Consider the following 5,147-nt stretch of genomic DNA (forward strand, 5'->3'; position numbering starts at 1 on the left):
GGATCGGCCAGCATGCTCATGGCCCGGGCGTAGTCCAGCGTCAGCCCCGGCGTCCAGGCCATGGTCATGGCGCGCTTGCGGATCTGCGAGGCCACCCAAAGCTCGGGTGTCAGCAGCAGCCGGATCAGCACGCGCCATCCCGCCCGGCTACCGTGCAGACGGCCCACCACGCCGTCCAGCGCGGCATCAAGCGCCCCCGCCACCGAACTTGAACAATTGCGGTGGGTCAGGTTGTAAGTGCTGTTCTGCCGGTATTCGTTCCAGAACGCGGCCAGCTTGTCGGGGTCGTAATTCCGGATGCGCACGCGCATGGTGGACGGGCACCAGGCCTTGGACTCGGTCGCGTAATCGGGCTGGTACACGCCGGGGATGTCGTTGTCGGGCGTTGCGCGCAACAGGTTGCCGAACTCGTCGGGCGACCGGTCGATTTCTTCCTTGGGATACAGGCTGATGTAGATGCCTTCCGGAGACTCCAATGCGGCGTGGCCGGTGGAGATCACCCCGTTTACATCGACGGCTGCGATGTAGCGGTCGACGACGGGATAGTTGCGCGTTTGCGCCTTGGCCGACCCGGACGGCGTCCAGACGTGGACGGTCAGCGCCCGCTCGGAGTCGGCGGGCGGCCCGTCCCACACGGGCGATGCGGCAGCGGGCGCGGCCGGCATGAAGTCCGATGAATCGTTGGCGGCGAAGGCCGGGTTCGAGGCCAGATGCTTGACGCGCCGCGCCAGCCACAACAGTTTCAGGCCCGCAATGGCCAGGAACAGGCCCAGGCAATACGGCACCGTGCCGACGTAATTGGTGGGGTAGGGCTGGAAGAAGAAAATGGCCAGCAGGATTTCGGCTACACCCCCAGCGAAAGCGTAGCGCCAGCGGTCGTAGCGCACGACATAGGCGGCCAGGCATTGCAGCACCCCGTCCATCAGGAACAACGCGCCGAAGATCATCGACAACGCGAAGTGCCCGTGATGGTGCCCGATCAGGATCAGGGTGCCGGCCAGCAGCACGAAGACGCCCTTGGTGTAGCGCAAGACGCGCTGGCCGCCCACGCCGGATGAGGCGATCAGCAGCGTGGCCAGCCCTTCAATAATAAAGAGGACGGCAAAGGCATTCAGCGGGAAGTAGAGCGCGTTGTCCAGCGCGTCGATGAAGACGCAGATACCAGCCGCCAGGAAGAATGCCCCGACGGCGGTCAAGGCGCGCCAGCGTTTGCGCAGATAGGGGACTCCCAACAGCAGCAATACAAGTTGTGGCATGCCAGCGGTCCGGAAAGAGGAAGGCGGATACGAGCTCAGAAGTGCATGGTACCCAAACCCGGCCGATTCTGAACACGTTAATGCAATCCTTTAATGCCCCTTTTTTGCTTCCGTCGATGTCCTCTTCATGCCGCTTCACATCCGCTTGCGCAGGGAGCAGGGGTGCCTAGGTGCGCACCCTGCAACGATTCGTCTTAATCGGGCGCTGCCCAGGCCAGGCTCATCGCGTAGGCGCGCACGTCCTGCGGCCACGTTGCGACGCACTGCGCAAAGCGCTCGCGGTCGTCGGCATAGAGCGCTCGCGTCGCGTCCTCGAAACCCGCCAAGTTGCCGGCCATGCTGGACATGAACCGGTAGGCGGCTTCCTGCCGCAGGCGCTGCTCGTCCCGCGCTTCGTTGTCGCGGCGCGCTTGCTCGACCAGTTTGCGCAGCGCCACCGAGGCGCCGCCGGGTTGCGCGCCCAGCCAGTCCCAGTGCCGTGGCAGCAGGGTGACTTCACGGGGCACGACGCCCAGCTTGGGCCGGCCGCGGCCGCGGGGCAGCGCTTCTGCCGCATCGCTGGCGTCGGGCTCCACGGCGGGCACGTCGGCGGCCGGAGGCGGCGCGTGCCGCGCAATGATCTGCGCGTCGTCGCCCCTCAGGTCCAGGTCCGTCTGTTGGCCCGTGCCGTCCTGAAAGACCAGCACCGGCTGGCCATCGGGGGCGCTCATTGCCCGTTTGACGGTCAGCGCGACGTCGGCCAGTGGTCCGACGGCCAGGATTCGATGGCCTTCGAAGGCGGTGTAGGAAAGGCGCGAGGTAGTGCTAGTCATGGCGGTAGGGCTCCGGTGCCCGATGAGATATGAGGCATGTTTGAATTATGATCCGGGTAAAAGTAGCCGTCAATATTGTCCGGGTAAAAATATCAAATTTTGGTTCCGATCTTCCATCGCGCAATTGGGGCCGGTTTATCTCTTGGCCCGTTGCATTCGCTGACTTGCCAGACTGCAAAAATTCCGTACAAACCTAGGGTCAACACCTAGTCAAAACATGCAGGCGGCGTATAATCTTGCTTTGCGCCCGGAGTTACCCATGCGTCTCGTTCAAAAAGCGCTCACCTTCGACGATGTGTTGTTGGTGCCTGCGTATTCCGAGGTGTTGCCGCGCGACACCTCCCTGGCCACGCGCCTGACTCGCAATATCAGTCTGAATATCCCCCTTGTGTCCGCCGCCATGGACACCGTCACCGAATCGCGTCTGGCCATCGCCATGGCGCAAGAGGGCGGCATCGGGATCATTCACAAGAATTTGTCCGCCGATGCCCAAGCCCGTGAAGTGGCTCGCGTCAAGCGCCACGAATTCGGCATCGTGATCGATCCGGTCACCGTCACCCCCCAGATGAAAGTGCGCGACGCCATTGCGTTGCAGCGCCAGCATGGCATCTCGGGCCTGCCGGTGGTCGAAGGCCGCAAGCTGGTCGGCATCGTGACCAACCGCGATCTGCGTTTCGAAGAAAACCTGGATCAGCCCCTGCGCAACATCATGACGCCGCAGGAACGCCTGGTCACCATGAAGGAAGGCGCCACGCTGGATGAAGCGCAGGCCCTGATGCACAAGCACCGTCTGGAACGCGTGCTGATCGTGAACGACGGCTTTGAACTGCGTGGCCTGGCCACCGTCAAGGACATCGTCAAGAACACCGAACACCCGATGGCCAGCAAAGACGGCCAAGGCCAGCTGCGCGTCGGCGCAGCGGTGGGCGTGGGCGCCGGCACCGAAGAGCGCGTGGAAAAGCTGGTCGCGGCAGGCGTCGACGTCCTGATCGTCGACACGGCCCACGGCCACTCCAAGGGCGTGCTGGAAGGCGTGCGCTGGGTCAAGCAGAACTACCCGAAGGTTGAAGTCATCGGCGGCAACATCGCCACCGCCGCCGCCGCGCGCGCGCTGGTCGAGTACGGCGCCGACGGCGTGAAGGTCGGTATCGGCCCCGGCTCCATCTGCACCACGCGTATCGTGGCCGGTGTGGGCGTGCCGCAGATCCATGCCATTTCCGAAGTCGCCAAGGCGCTGGAAGGCACGGGCGTTCCGCTGATCGCCGATGGCGGCATCCGCTACTCGGGCGACGTCGCCAAGGCGCTGGCCGCCGGCGCATTCGCCTGCATGATGGGCGGCATGTTCGCCGGCACGGAAGAAGCCCCGGGCGAAGTCGTGTTGTTCCAAGGCCGTTCGTACAAGTCGTACCGCGGCATGGGCAGCCTGGGCGCCATGACGGACGGCTCGGCCGACCGTTACTTCCAGGACCCGTCCAACAACGCCGACAAGCTGGTTCCGGAAGGCATCGAAGGCCGCGTTCCCTACAAGGGCAGCGTCCTGGCCATCATCTTCCAACTGGTCGGCGGCATCCGCGCCTCGATGGGCTACTGCGGTGCCGCAACCATTGACGACATGCGCACCAAGGCCGAATTCGTGGAGATCACCTCCGCCGGCGTGCGCGAGTCCCACGTACACGACGTGCAGATCACCAAGGAAGCGCCCAACTACCGCGCCGACTGATCCACACAGTCAACTACAATGTCATGCATTACGCACCGGCAGAATCGCAAAATCTTGTAGCGGTTCTGCCGGTGCGGTTTTATTTACAACGGGTAGAGTCTCCATGCACCAGCGCATCCTCATTCTTGACTACGGTTCGCAAGTCACCCAGCTGATCGCCCGCCGCGTGCGCGAAGCCGGCGTCTATTCTGAAGTCCACCCCGGCGACGTCGACGACGCCTTCGTGCGTGAACAGATGGCGCAAGGCCTGAAGGGCATCATCCTGTCGGGCAGCCACGCCTCCGCCTACGAAGAAGGCTCCATGCGCGTGCCGCACGCCGTGTTCGAGCTGGGCGTGCCCGTGCTGGGCATCTGCTACGGCATGCAGTCCATGGCGCAGCAACTGGGCGGCGTGGTCAGCTTCTCGGACCACCGCGAATTCGGCTACGCCGAAGTCCGCGCTCACGGCCACACCAAGCTGCTGGACGGCCTGGCTGACTTCACCACGCCTGAAGGCCACGGCATGTTGAAGGTCTGGATGAGCCACGGCGACAAGGTCACCGAACTGCCCCCGGGCTTCAAGATCATGGCGTCCACGCCGTCGTGCCCCATCGCCGGCATGGCCGACGAAGACCGCCGCTTCTACGCCGTCCAGTTCCACCCCGAAGTCACGCACACCGTCCAAGGCAAGGCCATGCTGGCCCGCTTCGTGAACGAGATCTGCGAATGCCAGGGCGACTGGAACATGCCCGACTACGTCTCCGAAGCCGTTGCCCGCATCCGCGAGCAAGTCGGCACCGACGAAGTCATCCTGGGCCTGTCCGGCGGCGTGGATTCCTCCGTTGCCGCTGCGCTGATCCACAAGGCCATCGGCGACCAGCTTACCTGCGTGTTCGTCGACCACGGCCTGCTGCGCCTGGACGAAGGCAAGCAGGTCATGCAGACCTTCGCCGAAAACATGGGCGTGAAGATCATTCACGTCGACGCCACTGCGCAATTCATGGGCAAGCTGTCCGGCGTCGCCGACCCGGAAGCCAAGCGCAAGATCATCGGCCGCGAATTCGTCGAAGTGTTCCAGGAACAAGCCGGCAAGCAGCAAAGCGCTAAATGGCTGGCCCAGGGCACGATCTACCCCGACGTCATCGAATCCGCTGGCGCCAAGACGGGCAAAGCCACCTCCATCAAGTCGCACCACAACGTGGGCGGCCTGCCGGACACGCTGAACCTGCAACTGCTGGAGCCGCTGCGCGAACTGTTCAAGGACGAAGTCCGCGAACTGGGCGTGGCCTTGGGCCTGCCGCCGCAGATGGTCTACCGCCACCCGTTCCCCGGCCCCGGCCTGGGCGTGCGGATCCTGGGCGAAGTGAAGCATGAATATGC

4 protein-coding genes are annotated in these 5,147 nt (G+C 64.1%); 2 read left to right on the forward strand and 2 right to left on the reverse strand.

The features are described from left to right. Both ACO6D5_RS29485 and ACO6D5_RS29490 read right to left on the reverse strand, forming a co-directional pair. Positions 1-1,256, reverse strand: a 1,256-nt coding sequence (locus ACO6D5_RS29485) for an HdeD family acid-resistance protein (protein WP_485827355.1), incomplete at its 3' end; no start/stop codon positions are given. Between the two features lie 194 nt (positions 1,257-1,450). Continuing rightward, positions 1,451-2,068, reverse strand: a complete 618-nt coding sequence (locus tag ACO6D5_RS29490; RefSeq protein ID WP_485827356.1) for a DUF2239 family protein — start codon at positions 2,066-2,068, stop codon at positions 1,451-1,453. Between the two features lie 259 nt (positions 2,069-2,327). Here ACO6D5_RS29490 and guaB point away from each other — a divergent pair, with 259 nt between their 5' ends. Together guaB and guaA are read left to right on the forward strand one after the other, a co-directional pair. Then, positions 2,328-3,788 (forward strand): IMP dehydrogenase, encoded by a 1,461-nt coding sequence (guaB, locus tag ACO6D5_RS29495; protein WP_006224233.1) that lies wholly within the window; start codon positions 2,328-2,330, stop codon positions 3,786-3,788. A gap of 103 nt (positions 3,789-3,891) precedes the next feature. Further along, positions 3,892-5,147 (forward strand): glutamine-hydrolyzing GMP synthase (gene guaA, locus ACO6D5_RS29500; RefSeq protein WP_485827357.1); only part of this gene is annotated, 1,256 nt, incomplete at its 3' end.

This window comes from Achromobacter sp., from assembly GCF_057314935.1.